The 24971-nt window shown below is 49.9% G+C and carries 23 protein-coding genes; 8 read left to right on the forward strand and 15 right to left on the reverse strand.

Features of this window, described 5'->3' with window-relative positions; translation table 11 throughout:
* Position 1 precedes the first annotated feature (1 nt).
* From M4D81_RS03955 to M4D81_RS03970, 4 genes are read right to left on the reverse strand one after another with little or no spacing between them, the layout of a single operon-like run.
* The gene (locus M4D81_RS03955; RefSeq protein WP_260065081.1) at positions 2–913 is read right to left on the reverse strand and encodes a sensor histidine kinase; all 912 of its coding nucleotides are present in this window, start codon (positions 911–913) and stop codon (positions 2–4) included.
* Positions 914–918: 5 nt separating this feature from the next.
* Positions 919–1605, reverse strand: a complete 687-nt coding sequence (locus M4D81_RS03960) for a response regulator transcription factor (protein ID WP_260064555.1) — start codon at positions 1603–1605, stop codon at positions 919–921.
* 10 nt (positions 1606–1615) lie between these two features.
* Positions 1616–2395, reverse strand: a complete 780-nt coding sequence (locus M4D81_RS03965; protein ID WP_260064557.1) for an ABC transporter permease — start codon at positions 2393–2395, stop codon at positions 1616–1618.
* Positions 2388–3305: an ATP-binding cassette domain-containing protein gene (locus M4D81_RS03970; protein ID WP_260064558.1), complete on the reverse strand. Its 918-nt coding sequence runs from the start codon at positions 3303–3305 to the stop codon at positions 2388–2390. The genes M4D81_RS03965 and M4D81_RS03970 overlap by 8 nt, the downstream gene beginning before the upstream one ends.
* Positions 3306–3589: 284 nt before the next feature.
* Between M4D81_RS03970 and M4D81_RS03975 the strand changes: the two genes are divergently transcribed.
* On the forward strand, positions 3590–4189 hold the full coding sequence (locus M4D81_RS03975) for a uracil-DNA glycosylase (RefSeq protein WP_260064560.1): 600 nt from the start codon (positions 3590–3592) through the stop codon (positions 4187–4189).
* Between the two features lie 42 nt (positions 4190–4231).
* Here the strand turns inward: M4D81_RS03975 and M4D81_RS03980 are convergent, their stop codons facing one another.
* From M4D81_RS03980 to M4D81_RS04025, 10 genes are all read right to left on the reverse strand, one after another.
* Entirely contained in the window at positions 4232–5167 is a 936-nt protein-coding gene (locus M4D81_RS03980) for a nucleoside hydrolase (RefSeq protein ID WP_260064561.1), read from the reverse strand.
* A 24-nt stretch (positions 5168–5191) separates the two neighbouring features.
* The gene (locus M4D81_RS03985) at positions 5192–6145 is read right to left on the reverse strand and encodes a nucleoside hydrolase (protein WP_260064562.1); all 954 of its coding nucleotides are present in this window, start codon (positions 6143–6145) and stop codon (positions 5192–5194) included.
* Positions 6146–6168: 23 nt separating this feature from the next.
* Positions 6169–6975 carry an energy-coupling factor ABC transporter ATP-binding protein gene (locus tag M4D81_RS03990; protein WP_260064563.1) on the reverse strand — a complete coding sequence of 269 codons (807 nt, stop codon included), beginning with the start codon at positions 6973–6975 and terminating at the stop codon, positions 6169–6171.
* The gene (locus M4D81_RS03995; protein ID WP_260064564.1) at positions 6972–7832 is read right to left on the reverse strand and encodes an energy-coupling factor ABC transporter ATP-binding protein; all 861 of its coding nucleotides are present in this window, start codon (positions 7830–7832) and stop codon (positions 6972–6974) included. The genes M4D81_RS03990 and M4D81_RS03995 overlap by 4 nt, the downstream gene beginning before the upstream one ends.
* Complete coding sequence (locus M4D81_RS04000; protein ID WP_260064565.1) at positions 7829–8578, reverse strand: energy-coupling factor transporter transmembrane component T; 750 nt, start codon at positions 8576–8578, stop codon at positions 7829–7831. The genes M4D81_RS03995 and M4D81_RS04000 overlap by 4 nt, the downstream gene beginning before the upstream one ends.
* Before the next feature lie 44 nt (positions 8579–8622).
* Positions 8623–9222, reverse strand: a complete 600-nt coding sequence (locus tag M4D81_RS04005; protein WP_015738050.1) for an ECF transporter S component — start codon at positions 9220–9222, stop codon at positions 8623–8625.
* Positions 9223–9295: 73 nt separating this feature from the next.
* Positions 9296–10006 (reverse strand): purine-nucleoside phosphorylase, encoded by a 711-nt coding sequence (deoD, locus tag M4D81_RS04010; protein WP_260064566.1) that lies wholly within the window; start codon positions 10004–10006, stop codon positions 9296–9298.
* 136 nt (positions 10007–10142) lie between these two features.
* Entirely contained in the window at positions 10143–11594 is a 1452-nt protein-coding gene (locus M4D81_RS04015) for an AcpB/EbpR/MafR family transcriptional regulator (protein WP_260064567.1), read from the reverse strand.
* A 572-nt stretch (positions 11595–12166) separates the two neighbouring features.
* Positions 12167–14800: a family 16 glycosylhydrolase gene (locus tag M4D81_RS04020; RefSeq protein WP_260064568.1), complete on the reverse strand. Its 2634-nt coding sequence runs from the start codon at positions 14798–14800 to the stop codon at positions 12167–12169.
* Positions 14801–14974: 174 nt separating this feature from the next.
* Entirely contained in the window at positions 14975–15361 is a 387-nt protein-coding gene (locus M4D81_RS04025) for a hypothetical protein (RefSeq protein WP_071219415.1), read from the reverse strand.
* Between the two features lie 203 nt (positions 15362–15564).
* Between M4D81_RS04025 and M4D81_RS04030 the strand changes: the two genes are divergently transcribed.
* From M4D81_RS04030 to M4D81_RS04040, 3 genes are all read left to right on the forward strand, one after another.
* A complete protein-coding gene (locus M4D81_RS04030; RefSeq protein ID WP_235613048.1) occupies positions 15565–16050 on the forward strand; it encodes a MarR family winged helix-turn-helix transcriptional regulator in 486 nt (161 codons plus the stop codon).
* Positions 16051–16113: 63 nt separating this feature from the next.
* Positions 16114–17313, forward strand: coding sequence for an ArsA family ATPase (locus M4D81_RS04035; protein ID WP_260064570.1), 1200 nt, complete (start codon positions 16114–16116; stop codon positions 17311–17313).
* Between the two features lie 29 nt (positions 17314–17342).
* Positions 17343–17531, forward strand: coding sequence for a hypothetical protein (locus M4D81_RS04040; RefSeq protein WP_071219417.1), 189 nt, complete (start codon positions 17343–17345; stop codon positions 17529–17531).
* A 106-nt stretch (positions 17532–17637) separates the two neighbouring features.
* Here M4D81_RS04040 and M4D81_RS04045 read toward each other — a convergent pair whose 3' ends face one another.
* Complete coding sequence (locus M4D81_RS04045) at positions 17638–18711, reverse strand: hypothetical protein (protein WP_071219418.1); 1074 nt, start codon at positions 18709–18711, stop codon at positions 17638–17640.
* Between the two features lie 351 nt (positions 18712–19062).
* On the opposite strand from M4D81_RS04045, the gene M4D81_RS04050 reads away from it, so the two are divergent.
* The 4 genes from M4D81_RS04050 to M4D81_RS04065 all read left to right on the forward strand — a co-directional run bounded on the left by M4D81_RS04050 (position 19063) and on the right by M4D81_RS04065 (position 24914).
* Positions 19063–20925: a sensor histidine kinase gene (locus tag M4D81_RS04050; protein ID WP_260064571.1), complete on the forward strand. Its 1863-nt coding sequence runs from the start codon at positions 19063–19065 to the stop codon at positions 20923–20925.
* Positions 20922–22472 (forward strand): response regulator transcription factor, encoded by a 1551-nt coding sequence (locus M4D81_RS04055; RefSeq protein ID WP_260064572.1) that lies wholly within the window; start codon positions 20922–20924, stop codon positions 22470–22472. Before M4D81_RS04050 ends, M4D81_RS04055 begins: the two co-directional genes overlap by 4 nt.
* 543 nt (positions 22473–23015) lie before the next feature.
* Positions 23016–23945 (forward strand): ABC transporter permease, encoded by a 930-nt coding sequence (locus tag M4D81_RS04060; RefSeq protein ID WP_071219420.1) that lies wholly within the window; start codon positions 23016–23018, stop codon positions 23943–23945.
* Positions 23946–23966: 21 nt separating this feature from the next.
* Positions 23967–24914, forward strand: coding sequence for a carbohydrate ABC transporter permease (locus tag M4D81_RS04065; RefSeq protein ID WP_194540187.1), 948 nt, complete (start codon positions 23967–23969; stop codon positions 24912–24914).
* The last annotated feature ends 57 nt before the right edge of the window (positions 24915–24971 follow it).

Genomic DNA, 24971 nt, shown 5'->3' on the forward strand with positions numbered 1-24971 from the left:
TTTATCGAATGTGACTTCGATGGATGGGAAGACGGATGTTAAGAATAAACCAGCCGTCCTGCAGCACTGCATCCATTTTCCCGTTCATCTTCTCAACTAACTGTTTAGACAGATAAAGGCCGATCCCGCTGGATTCCGTATTCGTTCTGCTGACGACCTCGGTATAGAAACGCGTAAATACCTTCTCAATGGCAACTTTGCTGTCGGGTTTGATATCGTTTTTAACGCTAAGTATTAGATCGTTGCCCTCATCCCGGTAACGGATCACAGCTTGACTGTTGGCATAGCGAAGGATATTTTGAACGATATTTTGGATGACGCGCGTCATCAATAACGGGTCTGCAATGATATGACGGTCATGGGTTGGTTCGGGAAATTGGAGATCAATCCGCTTTTCCTCAAACTGTTCATAGAAGGACAAGAAGATTTCTTCAACCAAGTTGGAAAGAGAGAGCGAAGACCATGCCAGTTCCTTTTGATTCATTTCAATCCGTGCCAGATCGTAAAAGTGGTCGGTCATTTCTATCAGACGCCGTACAGAATGTTCGATAATCTTAAGATATTGCGCCTTCTTTGTCTCATCTGTGGCTGCATGGAAAAGCTGAACATAGCCGTGGATGGATGTGAGCGGCGTCCGTAAATCATGAGAGAGCCCTGCGATGGATAGCTTCACATTCTCTTCCATCCGCTTAGCCTCACGATTTTTTTCTTCAAATGCATCGATCATCTGATTCAATTCATCGACCAGTTCCATGATTGCCTTTTGGCGAAAATCTACATATAGTCTGGAGCCATAGCTGGCGTTCGTTGGAATCTCTTGGACCGCATGTTTTAATTTCCGCAGTTCCCGCTTTAAGAAGTAAATATAAAGAAGAAACGCAAAGGCCAGGAAGACAAAGATCCATCCCCACATCCCATTCACGTCCCTTCCTCTGAATCGAATTTGAAGCCGATACCCCATACGGTCTTAATGTAATTCGTGTCATCCAGGTTCAGCTTGTTCCTTAAATTGCTGATATGCATGTTAATCGTTTTATCGCTGCCCCAAAATGGCTCGTTCCACACACTTTCGTAGATGTTGGCGCGGCTGAATACTTTTTGCGGGTGCTCTAAGAATAACAGAAGTATGGCGTACTCCCGTCCAGTAAGATGGACCGCCTGTTCATTGATTGTCACTTCACGCGTGTCTAAGTTTACGCTGATATTCTTGTAACGGATTTCATCCATCGAGCCGGCTGAAGCTTTGGCTGCATGGCGCAATTGAATGTGAATTCGTGCAAGCAGTTCCTTCACATCAAAAGGCTTCGTGATGTAATCATCGGCCCCGTGCGTCAACAGCTCCAATTTCGAATGCTGGTCATTTTTTGCGGAGATCACAATTACGGGCGTATTTGAATTTTGCCGAATGTGCTCCAGAAGTTCATCTCCATCCATCCCCGGTAACATCAAATCCAGAAGAACCAGATCAACCTGATGGTGCTCGAACAGCAACTTCCCTTCCGTTCCGGAATAGGCGCTTTGCGTTTGAAAACCATGCAGCTCCAAGGCTTCCTTGATGAGTGAATGAATGGCCGTATCGTCTTCAATGATTAATATCGCTGGCATACATATCGACCTACTTTATGTCAGTTCGTGTAAACCGAAGAATTCCTATAGCTGATGATAACACGATCGTGATGAGACTGACCAATATCATCTCAGGGAACTTGCCGATATCCGCCAATTTGGCGAAATCGGAATAGAACAAGAAGGATAACGAAAACCAGTAGGTGAGCTGCTTGAAATGCTCGGTTTGCAGGAAAATGGGTGCGCCAAAGCCAGTCGCAATCGTATAAATAAAAGTCCAAATCAGCGAGATGCCGCTATTTTTGGTTAAGAAGCCAATCATCATATAGATCGATACGTTAGACAGAATTAATACGTACAGCGTGAGAAACGCTTGGATCGCATAGCTGAAGTAATGGTTAATCCCGGCAACTTCGCCGAAACCAAACGCGATGGAAAAGCTGATCATGCCAAGCGCGGTCAATATGATGACACCAACGAGCGAGAGGAGCGCGGCAACCACGAATTTCGACAAATAATAATGCGTGCGGCTGCGTCCTAAAGAAAGCGCATTTCGAATCGTCCCATTCTGAAATTCTTCCCCAATCAAGAAACTGATAAAAGCGCCAATGACGAGTAAAATCGTTAATCCATTCTTCTCTATCATCAGAATGCCTGTCGCTCCATTAATGACGGTATCAACGGGCTGGACGAGCTCGTTGCCATAATGCACGGCCGTTAGGCTATTTGCGACCTGGAAGATCGGAAGCAACGATAATATGCCCAGGGCGATCCAAAGTTTTTTGCTTCGGCGCAATTTGATTTTTTCGGCGGTTAGCAGATTAAGCATGGGGGGCACCTCCTGTTAATTGCAAGAAATAATCCTCGAGTTTTTGTCTGGTTGTACCGATTCGCAAAACGTTCACGTCAGCCAAAACCAGCGAGCGGTTGATGGCGGCAACGTCATCGAGGCGTTCGTAGATATTAATTTCGGTTCCGTTGATGACTTCATAGTCCCGGATCCCTAGATCGTCCAGCACCACGACGGCGGAGTGTACTTCCGTTGTCTCCAGTTCAATGTATTGGCGAGTTTCGTTTGCCAGCTCCTCTCGTGAAAATTCACGGATCAGTTTTCCGTCATGCAAAATCCCGTAATGCGTAGCGACCTGTGAAAGCTCATCCAGCAAATGACTGGATAGCAAGACGGTCATCCCGCGTTCGGTCACCAATCGCTGAATGATTTCGCGCATTTCAACCATTCCTGATGGATCGAGGCCGTTCGTCGGCTCGTCCAGGATCAAGAACTCGGGGTTTGTAATCAGGGTGGAGGCAATCGCCAGCCGTTGGCGCATGCCTAAGGAGAAGTTCTTGGCTCTCTTCTTGCCGGTATTCCCCAGGTTCATTAAGCGAAGCAAATCGTCAATCTCCCGCTCGCTTACGCCGCCGTTTGCCGCTTGGACTTGCAGATTCTCCCGAGCCGTTAATTCCGGATAAAGTGCAGGCGTTTCAATGGATTGACCCATTTTTCTTCGTGCACGCTGCAATCCCTGCATCCCCGTCTGCCCGAACAATTCGATGTCGCCCTCGTCAATGGTGATGAGTCCCATGATAATGCGCATAAACGTTGATTTTCCTGCGCCATTCTCCCCGATCAAGCCGTAAATCATCCCTCGTTTAATCTCGATTGATACTTTATCAAGGGCTTTGTGTTTGCCGTATATTTTGGATATGTTAGTTGCTTTCAGAATCGTATCCGACATCCGCAATCATCCTTTCGATGTTGATAGGTATAGGATAAGCAGCAGGTATAAATATTTGGACCAGAAAAGTATAAAAAAAGTGTAAAGAATGCCTCGGGCCTTGACTGTGCGAGGGCGAATAGGTGACATAACAGGGCCATTTATCGGAAAAGGAATAAGTGAGATGGGGGGAGTGTGGCTCTAACACCATACAGTTGATCGGATATACGCGAGGGGATTTTTTACATTAGGTGGCAGGTGGGCATAATGGAACCATTGCTTGTTAACGGAAAGGAAGGAATTGCATGTCTACGGAAATGAATCATCCCTGCGTCATCTTGCCAGAAGAGCAAGCGCCCGAAGATATGCAGCATTGTGAACGCTGCGAATTGTGCAAACAGCGGAATCGCGTCATCTGGGGGGAAGGTAATCCGCAAGGCACGCTGATGCTGATCCTGGATAATCCGGGAGCCAGGGAGGACCGAGAAGGAAATCCGTTCTTGTGCGGGACCCGGGAAACCCTTCAACTCGGCATGAAGGAAGCGGGCATGGATATAAACTCGGTTTACGTCACCTATTTGCTGAAGCGCCGGCCCATCCGTGCTTACGATAAACCCGCAACCCGAGCGGCATGCCTTCCGCATCTTCAGTCACAGCTCCTTCAGAAGCAGCCGCTCGTACTATTTGGATTTGGGAATGTCGTAGTCGAAGGATTGTTCCCCGAGAAGGAGAACGCCACCGTCAAGGAGCTGCGGGGAAGTTGGCATGAGTTCCAGGGCATCCCGATTAGCTTTACCTATCATCCGCTGGCGGTAAGAAGAAGACCCAATTTGCTAAGGTTCTTTATCGAGGATTTGAAAGGGTTGAGAGAGAAGTGGGAGGAGAGAGCAGCGAGGGAAACATAAAGAGGAGCGAACGCACCCGGCGTTCACTCCTTATGCTGCAGCTTATTTCATCAAGGTCTCCATAAAATGCTCCTGGAACCGCTTGGCGTCGACGCCGGTGCAGACATTGACATTCGGCTGGTCGGTACAACGCGGACGCAGATCGGCAATGGTTCTGCCATAGGAGTGGATGCCTTCCAGATCGACCTGGAGCACCATCGGCTGGACCTCAACCAAGGTCGGGTCGATCGCCACGGCTACCGCCAGTGGATCATGCAGGGCACAGCCGGTCCGGTCGCCATAGGCTTCCCGGTAGCCTTCAATATAGTAGGAAGTCATGTCGGCCAAGAAGCGGGTCAGGTCCGAATCCAGGTCTCTCCAGTGCTGAATATCCTTCAGACTGAGCTCGGTCTGCATGGTCACATCCAGTCCGACCAGCGTAATCGGAGCTCCCGATTGGAAGACGAGCAGGGCCGCCTCCGGATCGGAGCATACATTCGCTTCCGCATGCATCTGGCGGTTGCCCGCCACGCCCACGGCTCCGCCCATCACGATAATCTGACGTACCAGCGACGATATCTCCGGCGCTTGCAGAATGGCTGCGGCAAGATTGGTCAACGGGCCGACGCAGATCAGCGTTACCTGCCTCGGATACCGCCGGATCTGATCCACCATAAAGGCAGCGGCAGACGTGGAGACCGGTTTAGCTGCCGGATCGGGGAATGCCAAGTTGCCGAGTCCATTCTCGCCATGAAACTGGACGGGATACGACTTCATCGAGGGATGGAACAAGGGGGCGGCTTCCCCCATGGCAACAGGAATCCCGGCTGCGCCAAGCCGCTCCAATACATGGAGCGTATTTCGTGTGGCATGCTCCACCGGTACGTTTCCGAAACAAGTCGTTATTCCAAGGATATCGAGAGCCGAAGACCGGACAGCGTAGGCAATCGCCAACGCGTCGTCAACGCCCGTATCCACATCCAATACGATTCGATGCATCAATCATGCTCCTTCCTCTGACGGTTATGACAGCACCGTTTGAATATAATGCTGCAGGAATGCCTCTTCACGGACCTGCATGCAGACAGAGGCATTGGTCCGTAACTGCGGACGTCTGAAGTCTACCAGCGTTGCACCGGAGGATATCTGTCCTTTTGTCTCGATATAGACGTAATAATCCTCCGTCTCCACCAGGGAGGCATCCTCAACGACAGCTAGTGCCAGCGGATCATGCATCAGCCGGTATCTGCCCTCGTTCAAGCGGTCGCTTGCCTCAAAGCTGAAGGTGAAGATGTGGTGCATGAAAGCTTTCAACTCTGCCTGTTCCTCCGTGAAGCCGCTCATGAGTTGTTGAAAATGAGCCTCGCTGAACTTGGCCTTTCCGGTCACGTCCAGACCTACCATCGTAATCGGAATCCCGGACTCGAACACCCGATGCGCCGCTTCGGGGTCGCCGTGGATGTTGGCTTCGGATACGGGCGTTGTATTGCCCGGCACTTTGATGGCGCCTCCCATCAGCACCAGCTTGGCTTTCTGAGCGATCGACGGGTCCTTGGCGAGCGCCACCGCTAAATTGGTTAACCTGCCGGTGAATACAAGCGTAATGTCATGCGCCTGTTCCCGCACCTTCCGCACGATGAAATCGGATGCCCTCTCGTTCACCGGCGATTGGCGTGCCACCGGCAATTCATATCCGGCCAGGCCGTTGGCTCCATGAATGGCGGTTACGTTCTCCCGGCGAGGGCGAAACAAAGGGGCATCCGCTCCCATGGCAACGGGAATTTCGTAGCGGGGCTGCGCCAATTGCAGCACTCGGAGCGTATTCTCCGTCGCCTGCTTCACATCTACGTTGCCGAATACCGTTGTAATGCCTTCTATATGCAGCTTATTGGACTTCACGGCAAAGATGAGCGCCAGGGCATCATCCACGCCGGTATCCACATCCAAGAGGATGTGTTTAACCTGCTCCTGCTCCATATCGTTGTCACTCCCTTATTCCCTCACTTATGCTTGGCAAGCTCGTCCGCAAGCTCCGGTATTGCCAGGATGTTATGGCCGATATCCAGGGAGTGGCTGAGCCTGCTGATATGCGGCTGCTTCAGCATCGCCTGCTCCAGCACATCCAGATTCCAGAAGATGGCCCGCTTGTCGTCATCCGCAATGACCTGACGGTTCGCCATGACGATGACCCGCTGGAAGTTGTTCACGACAAATTCCATATCATGCGTGATCGTAATGATGGTTTTACCTTCCTGGTTTAATGCCTCAATCAGATGGGCGAGCCGCGCCATAGCCGGAAGATCCTGGCCTGCCGTCGGCTCATCCAGAATGATGACGCTGGAATCCATCGCTATGACGGAGGCAATCGTTACGAATTTACGCATGGAGTAGGGCAGGTTGTACGGATTGTCCTTAAGAAACGGGACGACGCCTGCCAGCTCCGCCGCTTTCATGACGTTTGCTTTGACCTGTTCTTCCGGTAGGCCCAGCTTGCGGGGACCGAATTCAATCTCGCTGTACACGTCGTTATGAAAAATCTGGTCGTCTGGGTTCTGGAATACATAGCCGACCTTTCTTGATATTTGGGCGGTAGTATAATCCCGCGTGTTCCAGCCGTCGATGACGACATCCCCTTCGGAGGGCTTGAGCAGCCCGTTCATCATTTTGACGGTGGTCGTTTTACCCGCCCCGTTCTGGCCGACAATGGCAACGGATTCGCCCTTTCGGAAGGACATGTTGACGCCGTCCACCGCTTTGTAGCCGTTTGGGTAGGCAAAGGAAACATTCGTCAAAGTCAGAAAGCTCATGCATTAACCCCCTTCTTCATCCATGTCTTCACGGCATCCATGGCTTCTTTTTCCGTTAACGGGATGCTGCCGAGATCCATTCCCCGCTTGCGCATATCCAGGCCGAACAGCGAATATTGGGGAAGCGCGGCTCCGAACGCTAGTGCACGCTCATCGGTAAGAATCTCCTTCGAGCTGCCTTGCATGGCCACCTCACCCTCGTTCAGCAGGATGACATCGTCGGCATATTCGGCAATCAGCTCGATTTTGTGCTCGACGAGAATAATGGTTTTTCCCTTATTCTTCATCAGCTCGATAATCTTGAACACTTCTTCCGTTCCCTTCGGATCAAGCTGCGAGGTCGGCTCGTCAATAACGAGCACATCTGGCTCCATGACGATGATGGAAGCGAGCGCAACCCGCTGCTTCTGACCGCCGGAGAGCTCGAACGGGTTTTTGTCCCGCAAATAATCGATCTCCAGCATCTTGATGACCTGGTCCACCTTCTCCCGGATAAGTCCGGGCTCCATGCCCAGATTTTCCAGGCCGAAGGCAATCTCTTCAAAGACGTTATCCTTCACGCCGCTGATCTGTGTAAAAGGATTCTGGAACACATAGCCGATTTTTTGGGAGAGCTCGCCCATTTCCCATTCGCGGATATCCTTGCCTTCGATCAGCACCTCGCCGCGCAGATCTCCCTTATAGAAGTGGGGGATAAACCCGCGGATGACGTTGCACAGGGTCGTTTTTCCGCCTCCGTTGGCCCCGATCAGCGCATACAGCTTGCCTCTTTCGATCGTTACGTTCACGTTCTTGAGTGCATCGGACTCGCTGATCGGATATTGGTAGGATAGATTCTTGATCGTAATGATACTCATAGCGCAACTCTCCAGACGATTAAGATAGCAAGCAGTACGACCAGCAGCATTCGAACCAGCCGGTCATGCTTTGTTTTCTCCAGCTTGTAGATGCTGCTTTTTTTGACATTGGCCGAGAAGGCTCGCGACTCCAGCGTCAGTACCCGTTCCTCCGTGCTAGCCACGGATCCGAGAATAAGCGGACTAAGAGTCGGCAGGAAGGCCTTCATGCGGACAAGCAGCTTGCCTTCGGTTTCAACGCCTCGTGTTTTTTGGGCATCCATGATGACGTGGGTCAGCTTTTTCATCTCCGGAATGAGCTGCAAGGTGGACAAGATGACATAGGTTACTTTGGACGGCAGGCCGACCTGTTCCAGGGAATGGACCAAATCCTTGACCTTGGTGATGCGGAAGAACAGAATGAAGGCCGAGGCCACCGCCACGATTTTGGATGTCAGGAACAGGGCGAACTCCAATCCTTCCCGCTTGATGGAGAAGATGCTCCAGCTCCACAGAATGTCGTTGCCGGGATAGAAGAAGCTCTGCAGGATAAAGATGAACACAACAATCATCAGCAGAGCCTTGATCGCCAGATTGGAAAACTCCTTGAAGCTGCCGGCGAAGTAGGCCAGGACCATGCAAATCGGCAGAACCGCGTAGCTGAACCCGTAGCCGGGCACGATAAATGCGGCCAAACATAAAGCGATGGTGATCATAAACTTGGTTGTTGGATAAAGACGGCTCAACAGGGACCGTTCGTTAGTCACTAAAACCCCTCCTTTATGAAAGCGTATCCATTACGGACTATACGTTATTTCTTTTTGATAAAAGCTGCACCGTAATTGAGCTTGGACAAGTATCTTGGGGACATCTTCATCACGATGACAAAGGCAATGACGTTGCTGATGATTTTGTCGACGCTTTCCACCAGAATTTTGGTTGAGAATACCGCTGTCCAAATCTGCTGACCGGAGGCCAGGAATGTAGCAACCACGGCATCCGAAGAGTTGCCGGTCGCCCCGCCGAACATCAGCACCTGGATCGGAGAAGCCACAATCAGAACCGTCAGTACGACAGCGAATGAAGACAAGATCACTTTCCACAGCTTCGTATACATGCCTCTCATCGAGAGCAGGCCGACCACCAGACCGACAGCCATTTGCACAGGCGTAAATGCGAACGAGACCGGGTTCGTTATGCCGACAACAAGATTGGTGCTGGCCCCCGTAATCATACCGACCCAAGGACCGGCAATCATGGCCGTCAGAATCGTTCCAATGGTGTTCAGGTATATCGGCAGCTTGAGCAGCAGTATAATTTGCGCACCGACAAAGTTGATCGCGATCCCGATCGGGATCAACAAAATGGCCAACAACGAAAAATCATATTTAAATCCGCGTTTGATTCCCATTGATTTTTCCCCCTAGAGCAAAGTTTGTTAAGATATCCGAACGTTTTTGTTATGCAAGCAATCCTGCGGCAGACTATTCGTCCGCTAAAATGGTATGGAGCGCGACCTCGACCATGTCGTGGAAGGACTTCTCGCTGTCTTGATGGGACGAGCGTTCATTGGTCAGCAGATGACTGCCTACCGTCAATATGGACAGGGCCCTTACGCCGTACTTAGCAGCCAGCGTGTATAGGGCGGCGCTTTCCATCTCGACCGCGAGCACGCCGAACTCCATGAATTTATGAAGACGGTCCAAAGTTTCCCTATAGAATTCATCGGAATTATAGATATTGCCGACAAAGACATTCACCTGCTTCTCCTGAGCCAGTTGATGCGCTTTGCTTAGCATGGCGTAATCGGCGGTTGGCGCGTAATTGCAGCCATGAAATATTTTTTCCATCAGATTGCTGTCCGAGGATACGGCTTGGGCGAGTACGATGTCGCGGACCTGAAGCTCTTTTTGCATGGCGCCGCAAGTACCGATACGGATCAGCTTTTTGACCCCGTAATCCTGAATCAGCTCCGTGGCATATATGCTCATGGTCGGGTTGCCCATTCCCGTGCCTTGGACAGAAACGGGAACGCCTTGATAAAGGCCGGTGTAGCCGTACATGCCTCTCACTTCGTTGTAACAATATACCTCCTCCAAAAAGTGCTCTGCCACAAACTTCGCCCGCAGCGGATCGCCGGGCAGCAGCACGCGTTCCGCGATTTCTCCCTGTTGTGCTCCCAAGTGTATGCTCATCTTGTTCCTCCTGCTTACTGGCCTCCCTCTTAAAGAAAGCGCTTTATTCTCGATCTGTCTTCATCATAGTCAGAATCGGAGGGAGAACCAAGACCAGAAAGTTACGGAGCTTAACGGAAAAATGCAACCATGAGTCTCATGGTTGCATTAATTCCTTGCGGATATTTTGCAAATCCCGTTTGGTCGGTATTGTTGAAATAATGACCACGGGCACCGTATGCAGCTCAACGGGAAACGTGCTGATCACGAAATCGATGCCGTGCTTCTGAATCATTTCATCGGTAAGCCCCTCCATAATGGAGGTGTTGATGATCAGTTCGTCGCCGATTTCATTCTTGATGAGCTTGGCGACGTAATGGCGGATGGAGAATTCCCCGCCGATCAGCAGGAAAGCCTTTTTGCTGTTATAACGCAAGCTGGAGCTGATCAACAGCGTCAGCTTCGTCAGATGATAGTCGTTATACTGAATGCCCGGGTAGCGCTGGCTCCATTCCTGCATGCAGCTCTTTACGATCTGGTACATGGGGCGGCAATCCCTTTGGACATATTCCGTCAGGCTGCTTGCCGAGATGGCGATTAAATCGGGAAGCGCATTTTCCAGCCGGAGCTTCTCGAAGAAATCCCCGATTTCCCAGATGAACCGGTCGTTCATATCGATCGCAGGGAACGCGGCAAGTGCCAGCATGAGGAAATGATTGATGATTTGATATTGTTCCTCCTCGATTTGCATGAGATTTGCTTTCTCTCTCGATAATATCGCGCTGACTTTCGTTTCATCATAATAATTGTATTGGCCCAAGCTGAACATGGCCTGCAGAAACCGGATTTCGTCCAGCGGCAAATGAATGGCGTACCGCTGCTCCAGCGCTCTGGCCAATGTGGCAACAGAGTCGTGAAGCATGCGATTCTCCCAGTCATATGGTCCGCTCGGAACATCCGCATATTTGCCCTGCAGCACTCGGGTAATCATGATCGCCGCCAGAAACGACAGGCTCCGCTTGGCGTTAAGGAAATACACGATGTCATTCTCCGACTCGATCGCCGTAATGTACTCATGGATCTGGGCTTGGTCGATGTCGGTAAATGGCCAACCGGAGAATTCATAGGCATCGTAAAACATTTTCCAGTAAAAATAACGAATACTGATTTCACTGCCTTTGACCTCTGGCATGGAATACGCAATGCGCAAATGGTATGGCTTCAATTCATGGTTGTTCAGCCGGATGATCAGCTTTTTCAGCGAAGAAGAACTCATATACAGCTTGTCTGCCAGCTCTTCCAGCGAGTAACGCCCTCCCTCGGCAAAAAGCACAGCGAGCAGCTGGTAGAAGGTTCTCTGCCTGTACATGGAGGAGATGACCTCGCCAATCGCGACATTTCGTTTATCATAGTGGAGAATGACGCCTTTTCCACGCGAAATCTCGAAATGAATTGAAGGAGGGAGCTCCTGCTTAGCTTCATCAATAATTTTACGGATCGTTTTGTCCGATACGCCAAGCTGTTCTTCAATCTCAGCAAGGGTGAACCAACGATATTCGGAATCGAGCAGGGTCAACAGCTTGTGCGTCAGTATGAATTCCTTTTCCACGTGTCTGCTTTCCCCCTTACTAACGAGTCGGTTAGAGACATTCGTCTCACCTGTTGATAGACCTAAGTATGGGACGGAATGTTCGTATTTATAAACAGCCGCACAAAACGTTCAGAAGGCATCCCGTTTCACGCGGCTTACAGTCAATGTGCTTTTTCTATTTTGAGGATAGCTATGCCTCGGGCAAGTTTTCTTATAAGTAATCGTAATAGGCTTTAGGGTTTTAATCAATCGGTATATCAGAAACTTAACGCATGTTGGTGTAAAACACTTGATGACCAAATGATCAGCGAAATGTTAGTCGCACAGCCTATAGCAAGTTACGCCATGAAAGTCTTGCATTCCAGACAGGTGAGTGAAGAGGCGAGTGTACATTCGTAATATTGAGCTATTTGCAAAAAAATATGATGACAAGTGAATCAGCTAACCAAACATAGCTGATCAACTGAAGAAAGGCCGTCGATGATGTCGACGGCCTTCTGTTTGCCCTGATTTCATTGACATTGCGCGATTGCAACCCGGAGCAGGCACCGGTTTACCTGCAGCGCCATGTCTGTCAAAGCTTCCCTGGTTTACTCCGGTGTTCCTTGCGTTACCCCATGAACATACGTCAGCCAAGGCGTGTCCAGTGCTCCTTGCCCCGGGTTATAGGTAAAGAAGTACTCGACGGTATCTCCATGCTTCAGGTTGTTGACAGGGTAGGTATAGTTGCCGTTCCCCGTTGGTGCCATGGCTACGTTTAATTGTCCGCTATTATTGATCTTATAATGTAAATCGGCAAAGGTCGCGCCATTGACATAGAACAGCAGGTCATCGCCGATCTTCTTCAGGCCCTTCGCCTCATCACCGATGACGATCACGGTGGATGGTGCCGGTACAACGGTAATCGTGGCGCTGGCTGTTTTATTGCCGTCAGCGGTTGTCGCCGTGACGTTTGTCGTGCCCGGAGCGAGCCCGGTCACGAGACCGTTTGCACTTACGGATGCGATGCCGCTGCTCGCAACCGACCACGTGACCTGCTTATTCGTTGCATTGGACGGCGCCACGCTGGCGTTTAGTTGAACACTCTGCCCGACTTCCACCTGTGCCGTGGTCGGATTCACCGTTACGCCGGTAACAGACACGTTTCCTGGATTCTGGCCACCGCCTTGCCCTTCTTTATAAACACGGACATAGTCCACCTGCATCGTGGCAGGGATATCGGACGGATCCGGGGTCCGGCCGCCGTCAAAGGTACCGCCGATCGCCAGGTTCATAATGAGGTAGAACGGCTGATCGAATGGGGCGTTCGGATTGTTCGGCGCGGCAGCGGAATACCATTGATCGCGGGTTACCTTAAAGAAGAACTTGCCATCCACATACCATTTTATATTGTCCTCTTCCCAGACGACCGAATAGACATGATAGTCATTGGCAAAGGTTTGTCCTTCAGGGAAGTGATACTCACCGGAAAGATGCCGGTTCGTCGGCCATTGTCCCCCAAAGTGTACGGCGCCGCTCGTCGCACCTGGCAAGCGACCTCTTGCTTCCATCACATCGATTTCGCCGGAGGATGCCCATGTTCCGTACACATGATCCTGCGGAAGCATCCAGAGCGCTGGCCAGATGCCGTTGCCGGTAGGCAGTTTGGCACGGAAATCCACTCGGCCGTACGTTAGGGAGAAATGATCTTTGGTGTTAATTTTGCCAGAGGAGTATTGTGCATACCGATTTGGATCCTGCGGAAAGGATTTTGGCTCGTTCAAGGCTCTAATATTTAGCTTTCCGTCCTGTACAAAAACATTTTGCGCACGATTGGTATAGTGCTGCAGCTCCGAGTTGCCCCAACCCCAGGTATTCGGATCATCATTGAGATAATACCCTGTTTCATAATTCCATTTGCTGTTATCGAGCGTCGTCCCGTTAAACTCATCCTGCCAGATGAGATTCATGCCCTCGATGGCAGAGTCGCTCGGCGTTCCGATCGGAATATCCTCCTGGTCGGTTACATCCGGGCGCGGAGCATCCGGGTTGCCAATCAAGGTATAGTTGACAAAATTGCTGCCCACACTTCCACCTGCCTGCCCATTTAGCGGATAGCCGATACGGATCTGCATATCCTCCTGGATCGGCTGGAACCATAGGCCATAGATATGGTCGGCCCAATATCCCCACTGATTGGCAGCGGACATGTTATTGTAGCCGTTTGCCGAGTATACAAATCCGCTCTGGCTTGAATTGTCCAGATCCACCCATTGCCCGTTGATGTTAATCTGGTATACGAAATTGCCAAGTTCTGTGCCGATTGGAGCGCCCCCATCAATCTTAGGCAGCGGGATGCCGATAGCACCGCTCGCATCAGCCGTAAAGGTCGTTCCTTCATAAGGCGTAAGGACATAAGAGTTTCTTACGGGCTCATTAAAAGTGATGGTATACACGATGTTAGCCGAAGAGGTCTTCGATTCTAATTTGACGTTAATCGATTCCGTGACGTTAAACCAATAGCCGCCGCCTCCATCGGTAAATTGACCAAAGTTCTGATCATAGATCCAGCCGCTGGCTGCATTGTTGTCGATATCGATCCATTGGCTGCTGTTGACAGGCTTCACGTACACTTTCAAATCATCCGCTACGGCCGCATAGGTAATGGCCGGGTCATTGTTGAATATCGGATAGGTAAAGCCGGCACCGCCCGTAAAACCTGCCGTAATATGCGGTCCTTGCGTCGGGGTCATCGCCGTGATGGTTGTTTTGTTGATGTTTTCAAAAACGAGTGAATATTCAAGCGTGACCCCATTGGCTTTGGAGTACAGCTGAATCTCCGTTGTTGCGGAGAGCGTGAACCAATAGCCGGTAAAGCCGCCATCGTTCCAGTGGCCCCAGTTCTGGTTATAGACAAAGCTGCCGGCACTGTCGATATCGACCCAGCTGCCATTTACTTTCACCTTTACTCCCAGGTCCTGGGCAACATCATTCCAGGTGGCAGAGCCTCCGTTGAATATCGGCATGACAAAACCGTAGCTGGCCTGCCCGACTCCTGATTTTGTGATGACAGGTCCGTCCGCAGCTGAAAAATAAGACATCGAGGTGATGGTGGTTCCGGCAGCGTCAGCTGCCTGAACCTTCGAAGCCGGCGATAAGCCGATGCCAGCCAGCATCATAACCGCCAAGAACAGACTCACTACCTTTTGCCTATACCGCCTTTCCGAAATTTGAGATCGCTTCATAAATACCCTCCCTTAAAAAAATATGGATTCTCCCAGACTATGCGCGTAATGGAAAACGCTTACATCGAAGGAATATCTTTATTCTATCGAATTTCATAATCAGAAGGATAGGTACCATTTTTTTGATTGGGCCCCATAATTTCGGGTTTACATAATACTGCTATATACTAGAGCTTATGGCAGCGTTAGTCCCAAGACGGTCAGAATGAGCGCAACGGTCATCAAGATCCAGCTGGGATGAAGGCGACGCATTACCCAAAATGAGATGATTGCACCGTACAGAAAAGAACTGCCAGCTAGCAGACCCGTCACGAGCCTTGCCTCCTGCCCGAACCAGATCGCGGCTGCAATCAAAAAGAGCCCGCTGAGTAACCAGTTGAATGTGCTGAAATGTAAAAGCAGCGTCCCAAGCCTTCGCAGCGGCACAGATATTCGCCCATCCGCTTCAAAAACCGTCTCCATCGGCTTCATGATCACTCGTTTCATGAGAATGCCGTGTGCCACTGCCGTGCCGCCGCCGATGACACCGGCCGTTGCCAAAACCATACTACTCCAATCCAAATCCATGCACCTCCAGCAACATATTAATACGATTTCGTAGTAATTACTGGAAATCAATGTAACACTGAGAATGAAGTGCTGTCAATCGCAGGTTTTACCTGCTAATAAAAACATCGTATAAAAATTCGGCAGGTGATTGATATTATTACGAAATCGTATTAAAATAGGCGCAGACGTAATATTACGAAATCGTACGAAAAGGAGTGACCGGTATCCAACACCTATATGACCTTTTCCTCAAGACCGGTCTGCGTCCGTTTGCTTTTATGACCGATACGCTTCAGCTTGAACAAAAAGTGACTCGCTCCGATATGTCAACGCTGCTTATTTTGCTCCTCCGCGGAGATTTGACGATGTCGCAGCTGGCCTCCGAGATGGGAGCGCCTTTAAGTTCGATGACAAGCATAGCTAAACGGCTTGAACGTAAAGGCTTGATTGCACGGGCTACGTCTGCACAAGATCAACGGGTTAAGCTCGTCACGCTGACGCAGGAAGGTCTGCAGCTGGCAAAGGAATGGGAGCAAATCATGATGGCGATGCTGAGCAGATTGGAGACGGCATTTACGCCTGAGGAAATGGAGCAATTCACGACACTACTGTTCAAGGCAGCCAGAGTCTTCCAGGATGGGGGACCTGTAACGCTTCAAGAAAAGAAACGTTACTCTGTAAAGATTCAGATTGAGGAATAACCGGTTCAAGCCGGATTCCTCCGGCTATTTACTACGAAATCGTATTAAAAGGAGCGGATAGATATGAGGATCATCATCTACACAGGCAAAGGTGGCGTCGGCAAGACGAGTATTGCGGCGGCGACGGCAGTGAAAATGGCCAAACAAGGCAAACGGACCCTTATTCTCAGCACAGATGCGGCACATAGCTTAGCAGATTCGCTGGCGGTACCGATCGGACCGGATCCCGTCCAAATCAGCGACAACTTGTGGGGGCAGGAAGTGAACGCGATCCGCGAGACGGAGCGCAATTGGGGAACCGTCCAGGGCTGGATCACGAAATTACTCGACAAAGCGCAGCTTAAAGATGTCACTACAGAAGAAATGCTCGTGTTCCCAGGCATGGAGGAGCTTTTCAGTTTGCTGAAAATCAAGGAACACGCTGAAAGCGGGCATTATGACGTACTGGTGGTGGATTGCGCCCCGACCGGAGAGACGCTGCGGCTGCTAAGCTATCCAAACGTATTGAATTGGTGGCTGGAGAAGATATTCCCGACCGAACGCAAATTGATCAAGATCGTGCGGCCCGTGGCCAAAATTGTAAAGGATATCGATCTTCCTTCGGATGACGTGCTGGACAGCATCGAGCGGTTGGCACGCGGCTTGGAGGAAATGCAGCGGCTCGTTCTGGATCCGGAGATCACGTCGGTCAGGATCGTGCTGAATCCGGAGAAGATGGTGCTTGCCGAAGCGAAGCGCTCCTTTACCTATTTGAATCTGTTCGGGTTTAATACAGATGCCATTATCGTTAATCGGGTGCTGCCGGATGAGGCAGGGAAAGGATTCTTCGCGCATTGGCGGGACATTCAAAAGAAATACGAAGAAGAAATCGTATTGAACTTTCAGCCGCTTCCGATTCTGAAGGCGCCTATGATGCAAAAGGAAGTTATCGGACTCCCTATTCTTGAAGAATTAGCGGATATCGTTTATGGAGAGCAGGTTCCTTCTGCCATGTTGTACCGTGGCAGAACGGAGACGATCCGGGAGGAGGATGGAGACATGCTGCTGGAGCTTTCCATTCCCTTTGTCGAGAAGGCGGATCTTGATTTAACGCAGACAGGGGACGAATTGACGGTAGATGCAGGCGCCTACAAACGCAAGGTCATCCTGCCAAGAACGCTGATGGGCCGCGAAGTTATAGGCGCAAGGTATGCGAAGGACCGGCTTATCATCCGTTTCGGCAAACGGGAATTGACTGCACAAGGAAAGGTTGAAGATCAATGAGAAGCGCAGAGCTTAGAAGGGAACGAGTGATGGAAAATCTGCTTCGAGTGGAGCGTTTGTTGGAAAGTCTGGAGCGACATCAAACCAAGGAGCATGTAAAAAACGCGGTCAAGGAATGGCTGCTTGCTTCGCGATCCGTGATCGACAGTGTCATCGACACGATCGAGGAGGAAAAAGCCCCCCCTGTAGCCCGCAAAATTAATATCTCAAAAGAGTAGCAACGATTGGATGAGATGAAGCTGCTTCAAGTATGATCGGGCAATGGCGTTCCGATAGTCGTGCATAACAAATGGGCCATTCCTTATGGAATGGCCATGCATCGGCTTACAGATAAATCCTCCGGGCCTCCTCATTGAAAAATTTGATCACGTTCGGATACTTGGTTATATCGATCCGGTTCTGCCTCATCATCTTCTGAATAAAGATGGCATCGGTAAAGATGTTATTGATAATCGCTTCGCACCATACCGGAGTATCTTTAAAGTAATCAACCAAATCATCAATTTCATCAAACTTAAAATAAAGGATATAACAAACGTAATTCTGAAGCAGCATACGGAAGCAATGATCGCGATAGGGGTTTGAGCGATTGTCCGAGAGAAAGTCCCTCATCATACCGAATAACGTTGTTTTATTCTCGACGTTCATATGAATCATATCATCAACGTTATTGATCAGCTGTAATAGTGCGTCTAAACCTTCTTCCAAAGGCATGGTTAGCTTTGGCGATTTACCCTCCATGGACCTTAACAGCTCCAGTGTAAGATTCTTGCAGGCATGAATTTCATGCGGAGCGATGAACAATTGATCTCTATGCTTGTCGAGAATCTCGCTATAGTAATCGTGATATACAATAAAATATTGCTCCATACGGATATTGGTTTTCGTATGAACCAAATCTTGCCCGATGAATGAAAAGGCGTAGAGCGTCTCCTCGTTGACCGGGTGAGCATATAGGTAGAAAAAGAAAAAGAAGTCCCTTAATTGCTGCCTTTGTTCCTCATTTAATCCTCTGGTCTCCCCCAATTGAGCTAACTGAAAGAAACAATAGTTCTTCATGAAATCATTCATGGCATTGATCGGATTGCTCCTTACGATGGACGTTGTCTTGTTGATCGTAAATAACAGATAAAAGAGTACCAGTTCATCATAGACGTCCAAATGGTTGAAAAAAGCCGAGAGCACAGGCTTCCAGTCCGGGTTCGCAACATAATGGGGATCTCGGGGCTGCAATTCGTACGCCCACTCAACAAAGGCCACATCTTTACGTTCGATAAAGAATAATGCTGCGCCATCTTCCTCAAGAATTCCATATTCAAAGTCGTCCAATGGAACGGACGGTAATCCTCTATTGAATTTTTGATTCAGATATTCATGATATAGTAATTGAAGATTCATCCTTCATAGCCTCGGTTTCATTTATGATTTAGTTCCATATACATATTCAACATATCGAAGGGCATTCCTCTGCTATTCGATACTAAATGCGTTGTGCTGACTTGTCCCGTTCCATTCCTTCGAAGTTTAATATTCCTATGCTGCGTTCGGTTTTAAAGAACGAATGCTGTTCCTGGTTTCCATCGCAATCCACCAATTCTATACTGGAATACGTTTATGCCGCGTTCGGTGGCATGAAGCGGAGTGCCGCATTCGTGTTCCTCGAAAGCGCGTGATTTATTTCTTTAAGCTTCATAAAGATGCAAATTTCAATTGCCGGGTTTACGGAAAGGGTGTACACTGGGTGCCGAAGTGACCATTATAAAACAGGGTGTGTTTCATATTTTCAGACTGCGCCAATTCTATTTAAATCATCTGAAGCGAAAAATGTTCAACAAAATCGTTGTGCTGTATTCGACCGTCATGATCGTGCTGTTTGCGATTGCGGCAACCCTGGTTTATCAATACCAGACGCAGCGCATACTCCGTGAGCAGACCGATGCGAATCTTAAATCCGCGCATGTTCTGAATATTTATTTAAGCCGGCAGTATGAGGGCATACAGAATATATTTCAGCAGATTTACGGAGATGCCACGCTGAGCGATGAGCTGATTTACTTTTTGAACAACGAATATGAGAGTTACCTGAAATACCGCCTGGATTTGTACACCAGGACAGGAGAACAGCGTTTGCGCTCCTTCAATACCTTGCTGAAAAATTATCTGGAGCAGGAATCAAGCGCCAGAAGCGTGTCGATCTACAGCTATCCGAACAATTTCTACATGCATATCAGCCGGACCAACCAGCAGCTGAATAATGAAGCGGGCTCCAAGAACAAGTGGGAGACCTGGTTCGCCCGCCGGGAGCAGCACAGCTGGGATACCATGCCGCAGAACGAGTCCTCGCGTTCATCCGGAGGCTCCAGTCCAAGGTCGTATTCCTATTCGAGAGAGCTGAAGGACCCGTGGACCCTGAATCGGGTGGGAATGATGAATGTGGAGTTCGACGCCCGGCAAATTTCATCCTGGCTGGAGAGCCGCGCTTCGGTCAAAGGCCGGATCCTGGTGTTGAACGCACAGGGAACCGTGATTTACGATTCGGAGGACGAGTACTACGGTCAAACCTACCCCTACAACCTGGAGCAGGAGAAAGCCGGGGACTGGGTTCAGCTGGACGAACCCTCCAAGGTGAACATCTTGAATGTCGGCAATGCGGGCTTGTCAGTGGTGGGGATTGTGTCGCAATCTTTGATCGAAGAGAGCACGGAGAGTCTCAGAACCGGACTGATCCTGGTCACCCTGGTGTTTATGGCGGCCAGTTTTGCGATTACGTTTACGATCGTTCGCAAGTTCTCCAAAAAAGTGCAGCGGATCATCCGCTCGATGAACCGGATCGGCGAAGGGGATCTGTCGACGCGCATTCAAATGTCCGGCGAAGACGAGCTTCAGCAGATTTCCCGCCGGTTTAACGACATGGGCGACCGTTTGGAGCAATACATCGATAAAATGTATACCTCGGAAATCAAGCAAAAAAACGCGGAGCTGGTTGCCCTGCAATCCCAGATCAACCCCCATTTTCTATACAATACGCTCGAATCCATTCGCATGAAGGCGTACTTTGTGGGGGCCAAGGAAGTGGGGCAAATGATATACAGCTTGTCGGTCATGTTCAAGAACATGGTAAAGAAAAGCACGGTGGTTACCGTTGAAGAAGAAATGGACATGTGTTCCGTTTATCTCGATTTGTTCCGCATTCGCTATGACGGCCGGCTGGAGACGGAGATCGAGGTGGATCCGGAAATCCAAAGTGCCAGCATTATCAAGCTGCTGGTCCAGCCGATCGTGGAAAACTATATCGTTCACGGATTTCGTCCGCTGGAAGACAACAATAAAATTTCAGTCCGAGCTTATGGGGCAGGGGACCGGGTCGTGATCGTCGTATCGGACAATGGAACGGGCATTCCGGAGGAAAAGCTGACCCAAATCCGCGGCACGCTGAACAAGGTTCTCCAGCCTCCCGAAAAGGGCCATCGTTCGATCGGGCTGATGAACGTGCATGAACGAATCGTGCTGAACTACGGGAATGATTACGGAGTGACTATAAACAGTACGAAAGGACAGGGAACCGAGGTCCGCATGGAAATACCGATGCTTCGCAAGGGGGAGACGACATGAGGAAGGTATTTTTTGTTGATGACGAGCCTTTGATCGCTCAGGGCTTGGCCACCATTGTGGATTGGCAGGACTACGACCTGCATGTGTCTGGTTCGGCCAACGATGGGTTACAGGCGCTTGAGAGGTTGAAAGAAGAGCCCGTGGATCTGCTGATCACGGACATTATGATGCCCAGAATGAACGGGCTCGAGCTGATCAAGAAGGTAAAGGAAATGCATCCCCGCACCAAATTCATAGTGCTGAGCGGGTACGAAGAATTTGAATATGTGAAGGTGGGGATCACGCTCGGCATTCAGAACTACATTTTGAAGCCGATCAACATTGAGGAGCTGGAAGCCACCATTAAGCATATCCGAGGCGATTGGGAGCGCGAGGAATTGAAACGGTTTCGCTCCGAGGAGGATTGGAAGATCCTCCGCAGCAATATTTTGCAGCGATGGGTCAACGGCGACATCAAAAGCTCGGAATTAAAACAAAGAGCCGAACTTCTCGGAATTCCGCTGAATTATGTGTCTTACCAGGTTTACGTATTGCGGCTCATATCTGACGAACGCCCGGTATCCCAGCTCTATCGCTTGACCAGCCTAGCCGATGAGTATTGCCGGGCTTTCTCGGAAGAGCTTGGGGGAGATCATGAGGTGATCTGCTTCCCCGATGCGGATGACGATATCGTCGTGATGTCGGTCGCGATGACTGAACGGAGGGATGCCGCGCGGGAGGGTATGAGAAATGCCATGGTCAAGCTGAGGGAGCTGACTGGCTTGCGCATGTGGTGCTCCGAAGGAAATGCGGGATTCAATGATTTCAAAGACATTCAGGAGAGCTACAGGAAGGCGAAGAGCCACTTCAACGCCTGCCTGATTGCCGGAGATGACATGACGCTGTACAGTCCGCCTGCGGAACCGGAGACCGTTCAGGCTTCTTCGCCGTCCGCTCGCCCCGACACGTTCGCGAAGCTGCTGATCGAGGGAGACGTTCCGTCCTTGCAGGCTTATATCGAGTCCGTTCTCGGCGGTGACAGCGGGGAGCCGACGGTACCCCGGGGAACCTGCTTGAATGCGGCAGTTCAGCTGATGATCGCGGCGAAGGATATGGAGAAGAACCCCGATTACAGCGAGGTGTTTACGCCAATGCACCGGATTAATACGCTCCAGGGACTCCGAAATCATGTGTGGCGTATCGTCGAGCGCAGCCTTGCGCGCCTGGAAGAAGCGGATCAGGGCTATAGCCTGCACGTCTCGTTCCTTGTAGAGCAGGTCCAGCACCATTATCCGGAAGAGCTTTCCCTGAAGACGCTGAGCCAGCGGCTGCAGATGCATCCGAATTATTTGGGGCAGCTTTTTCAGCAGGAGGTCGGCGCAAGCTTCTCGGATTATTTGAACCAGTACCGCATCGAGAAAGCTACGCAGCTCCTTTTACATACCGATCAAAAGACGGCGGATATTGCGTTCAGCGTAGGTTATACGGACAGCTCGTACTTTTACAGGCAGTTCAAAAAGTATACGGGCGTGTCTCCAACTGAAATGAGGTCCATGTATCGGATCTAAATAAACCGTAAACCGTCTAGTGACAGGCTCAGGGCTGATAAGCTTTGGCCTGTTTTTTGTTGTTTTATAGAGGTTGTTCAAAAAGTCATCTTTTGATCACGAAGGGAGTCAAGAAGTAACTCGGCATCGAATCTTGAATTCAGCCGGGCCTAAGCAAATGCTCCCGAAGCATGTTTCCTGAGAAAACATTTCAGGTGCTCACGTACCCAAAACAGCGGATGCTTTCGAAGGCGTTTTCTGTGAAAACGTTTAGCTCCGCTCCTCAGTCCCTAGCTTCATCCAACCTAAAGCGTTTTGAAAAAACGCACTTCGGAAGCATAAGCCTCGGTGCTGAAAACCTGACTTTTTGAACACGCACTTATAAGGGATTCTTTAATTTATCCATCCCGTTCTAGTATTTTTCAACTTGAGCGCGATAGCGCTTACTTGGCACAATGATAGTAGTTAGGGTGAGTGATAGAATAGCCGCATTGACATAGATCATGGGGGATCTTCTAGAACAGTCGCATCACTTGTATTTAACGGGGAAGAGGAGGAGTGCTCATGTCGGGGTTCATCAAAAAGGTTATACGCAACCGGTTTATGCTGCTGATGATACTGCCCGGAACCATCTGGTTTCTTATCTTTGCTTACTTGCCCATGTTCGGCACCGTTCTCGCGTTTAAGGACTTCCGTATAAGCCCGGACGGATTTTTTGCCAGCGTGTTCAACAGCGAATGGGTAGGGTTCAAAAACTTCGAATATCTGTTTACAACCAATGATGCCTATATCATTACGAGGAATACGATTCTGTACAACCTGGCTTTTATTATCCTGGGCCTGATCATTGCGGTCGGCTTTGCGATCATGCTAAGCGAGCTTGTCAACAAGCGGACGGCCAAGGTATATCAGACCGGCATGTTTCTGCCGCATTTTTTGTCGTGGGTTATTATCAGTTATTTTGCGTTCACCTTCTTGAGCGTAGACAAAGGGACGCTCAATCAAATCATCACTTATTTCGGGGGAGAGCCGATCAGCTGGTACGCCGAAGCTAAATATTGGCCCTTCATTCTTGTTTTTGTCGGCATATGGAAAGGCGTGGGCTACAACAGCGTTATTTACCTGGCAGCTATTACAGGGATCGACAAGTCTTATTATGAAGCGGCTGTTATCGATGGAGCCAACAAGTGGAAGCAAACGCGGTACATTACGATTCCGCTCTTGAAGCCGCTTATGATCATACTGACCATATTGGCCATCGGGGGCATCTTCCGTTCCGATTTCGGATTGTTCTATCAGCTTCCGAAGGACTCGGGCGCGCTCTACCCGGTAACGAATGTTATCGATACCTTCGTCTACCGCGGACTGATCAATATGGGGGACATCGGAATGAGTACGGCAGCAGGCTTGTATCAATCGCTTGTAGGGCTGGTTCTGATTCTAGTCGCCAACTATATCGTTCGACGAATTGAAAAAGATCATGCGATCTTCTAATCCGAGGGAGGTGTACCGTTCATGACGCAGCTATCCACGCAAACCGCGAATCAGCCGGCAAAGCGTTCAAAGAAGAGAGACTACAACGCCATCTCCCCATTGTGGAATACGATTTTTAATATCGTGATCGGCATCTTTTCGTTCTCCTGTATCTTTCCGTTTCTATTTGTTATTATTATTTCCTTGACCGACGAACAGACGCTGGTCTTGGAAGGCTTCAGGCTGCTGCCGAGTCAGTTCAGTACGGCGGCGTACGAATATATTTTTGAAACGGGAGGCGAGCTGCTGTCCTCATTCAGCTTAACGCTCCTGGTTACGGTACTGGGGACACTGGTGAGTCTGGCATTGGTTACGACTTATGCCTATGCATTGTCTCGTCGAAACTTTGAATTTCGAGGCTTTTTCAGCTTCCTTGCTTTCTTTACCATGCTGTTCTCGGGCGGTATGGTACCTGGTTATATCGTCATGACCCAGTTCCTGCATCTGCAGAACACGATCTGGGCGTTGATATTTCCTTTATCCTTGAGCGCGTTCTCCATCATCGTCATGAGGACCTTTTTCCAAACGACGATTCCGGATGAAATTATCGAGTCCGCCAAAATCGACGGCGCCGGCGAGTTTCTGACCTTTATACGAATCGTGCTGCCGGTCTCGCTGCCGGGGATTGCAACGATTGGTTTGTTCAGCTCTCTGGGTTACTGGAACGACTGGTTTAATGCCTTGCTGTATTATAACAATCCACAGGCAACGCCACCGCTGCAGTTCATGCTGATGAAGATCGAGAAGAACATGGATTTCCTGACGCAGAATGCGCAGAATATCGGTTCGTTCGATGCAGCTGCCGGCCTGCCGACAGAGACGGTAAGGATGGCGATGGTCGTATTGGCGACACTGCCGATTGTTATGGCGTATCCGTTCTTCCAGCGATATTTTGTCCAGGGCCTGACGGTAGGCTCGGTCAAAGGCTAATTTCATATGGTTGTACCCGCATCGCACACTGCCGGAGAAATCCGGCTTTGATGTTTC

This window comes from Paenibacillus sp. p3-SID867 (genome assembly GCF_025142895.1).
In the GTDB taxonomy this organism is placed as follows: domain Bacteria; phylum Bacillota; class Bacilli; order Paenibacillales; family Paenibacillaceae; genus Paenibacillus_AQ.

Coding starts and splice junctions, on each gene's coding strand:
- M4D81_RS03970 (WP_260064558.1), bottom strand. CDS start 3,305: ATGTCGGATACGATTCTGAAAGCAACTAACATATCCAAAATATACGGC.
- M4D81_RS03985 (WP_260064562.1), bottom strand. CDS start 6,145: ATGGAGCAGGAGCAGGTTAAACACATCCTCTTGGATGTGGATACCGGC.
- M4D81_RS03965 (WP_260064557.1), bottom strand. CDS start 2,395: ATGCTTAATCTGCTAACCGCCGAAAAAATCAAATTGCGCCGAAGCAAA.
- M4D81_RS04040 (WP_071219417.1), top strand. CDS start 17,343: ATGGAAAATCTGCTTCGAGTGGAGCGTTTGTTGGAAAGTCTGGAGCGA.
- deoD (WP_260064566.1), bottom strand. CDS start 10,006: ATGAGCATACACTTGGGAGCACAACAGGGAGAAATCGCGGAACGCGTG.
- M4D81_RS04065 (WP_194540187.1), top strand. CDS start 23,967: ATGACGCAGCTATCCACGCAAACCGCGAATCAGCCGGCAAAGCGTTCA.
- M4D81_RS03980 (WP_260064561.1), bottom strand. CDS start 5,167: ATGCATCGAATCGTATTGGATGTGGATACGGGCGTTGACGACGCGTTG.
- M4D81_RS03995 (WP_260064564.1), bottom strand. CDS start 7,832: ATGAGTATCATTACGATCAAGAATCTATCCTACCAATATCCGATCAGC.
- M4D81_RS04045 (WP_071219418.1), bottom strand. CDS start 18,711: ATGAATCTTCAATTACTATATCATGAATATCTGAATCAAAAATTCAAT.
- M4D81_RS04055 (WP_260064572.1), top strand. CDS start 20,922: ATGAGGAAGGTATTTTTTGTTGATGACGAGCCTTTGATCGCTCAGGGC.
- M4D81_RS04035 (WP_260064570.1), top strand. CDS start 16,114: ATGAGGATCATCATCTACACAGGCAAAGGTGGCGTCGGCAAGACGAGT.
- M4D81_RS03975 (WP_260064560.1), top strand. CDS start 3,590: ATGTCTACGGAAATGAATCATCCCTGCGTCATCTTGCCAGAAGAGCAA.
- M4D81_RS03955 (WP_260065081.1), bottom strand. CDS start 913: ATGTGGGGATGGATCTTTGTCTTCCTGGCCTTTGCGTTTCTTCTTTAT.
- M4D81_RS03960 (WP_260064555.1), bottom strand. CDS start 1,605: ATGCCAGCGATATTAATCATTGAAGACGATACGGCCATTCATTCACTC.
- M4D81_RS04005 (WP_015738050.1), bottom strand. CDS start 9,222: ATGGGAATCAAACGCGGATTTAAATATGATTTTTCGTTGTTGGCCATT.
- M4D81_RS04020 (WP_260064568.1), bottom strand. CDS start 14,800: ATGAAGCGATCTCAAATTTCGGAAAGGCGGTATAGGCAAAAGGTAGTG.
- M4D81_RS03990 (WP_260064563.1), bottom strand. CDS start 6,975: ATGAGCTTTCTGACTTTGACGAATGTTTCCTTTGCCTACCCAAACGGC.
- M4D81_RS04060 (WP_071219420.1), top strand. CDS start 23,016: ATGTCGGGGTTCATCAAAAAGGTTATACGCAACCGGTTTATGCTGCTG.